The organism is Thermosulfurimonas dismutans (assembly GCF_001652585.1).
In the GTDB taxonomy this organism is placed as follows: Bacteria; Desulfobacterota; Thermodesulfobacteria; order Thermodesulfobacteriales; family Thermodesulfobacteriaceae; genus Thermosulfurimonas; species Thermosulfurimonas dismutans.
On record NZ_LWLG01000042.1, the window covers coordinates 1 to 883 of the forward strand.

2 protein-coding genes are annotated in these 883 nt (G+C 50.8%); both read right to left on the reverse strand.

The window, feature by feature from the left end; translation table 11 throughout:
- The coding region (locus TDIS_RS10615; protein ID WP_153303847.1) for a tetratricopeptide repeat protein at positions 1-249 on the reverse strand (249 nt) is incomplete at its 3' end.
- Positions 200-883: regulatory iron-sulfur-containing complex subunit RicT (ricT, locus tag TDIS_RS10620; protein ID WP_279614545.1), on the reverse strand; the 684-nt coding region annotated here is incomplete at its 5' end. The genes TDIS_RS10615 and ricT, both read right to left, overlap by 50 nt.

Sequence of the window (883 nt, forward strand, 5' to 3'; positions counted from 1 at the left end):
CAATCGCTTAAGATATTTCCGGGCCGTAGTGGCTTGCTCGCTTTTGGGATAATCTTTGACGATCTTTTTGAAAAGAATCCGAGCCGCTTCGGTGTCTCCCAGCCTAAGAAAGGAAAGCCCCTGTTTGAGAAGGGCTGCCGGTACCTTGTAACTCTGCGGGAATCGGTCGATCACCTTCTGGTACTCTAGGATGGCTTCTTCATAACGGCGCTCGGCGTAGTAGGTTTCCCCCGATCCAGAAATAGGCATTGGCTGCGTACCGTCCTTTGGGATATTTTTCTAGATATTGCCGGAAAGCCTTCCGGGCCGCTTCGAACTTTCTTTGTTTAAAAGCCAGGAGACCAGATTGATAGAGGTCCTTCTCTGAAACCTTGGAAGGGGGGCTCCTTTTGGGTTGTGAGTTTCTTAGGCTTCGAAAGCGTGGCCAGACGCCTTCCTGATTTTCAAGCACAATGGTGCGTCGAAAAATATTGTAACGCACCACCCGACAGGGGCCCACCGGGGTCTGAAGCTTTTTGCCAATCTTTGGAAGACTTCGAGAAAGTTCCTCATAGATATGATATTCATAGAGCAGACAACAGAGGAGCCTACCACAAAGACCGGAAATCTTGTTAGGATCAAGGGGAAGGCTTTGTTCCTTGGCCATTTTGATGGAAACCGGAGCAAATTCTTTAAGGAAGGCCGCACAGCAAATCTCTCGGCCGCAGCAGCCGAGGCCTCCATGCAAGCCGGCCTCGTTCCGCACTCCTATCTGACGCATCTTAATCCTGGTCCGCAGGGCCCGGACCAACTGCTTTACCAATTCTCGGAAGTCGATCCGACCCTCAGCAGTATAATAGAAAATGACCTTGCTCCGATCAAAAAGCCGCTCCACCCGGGTAAG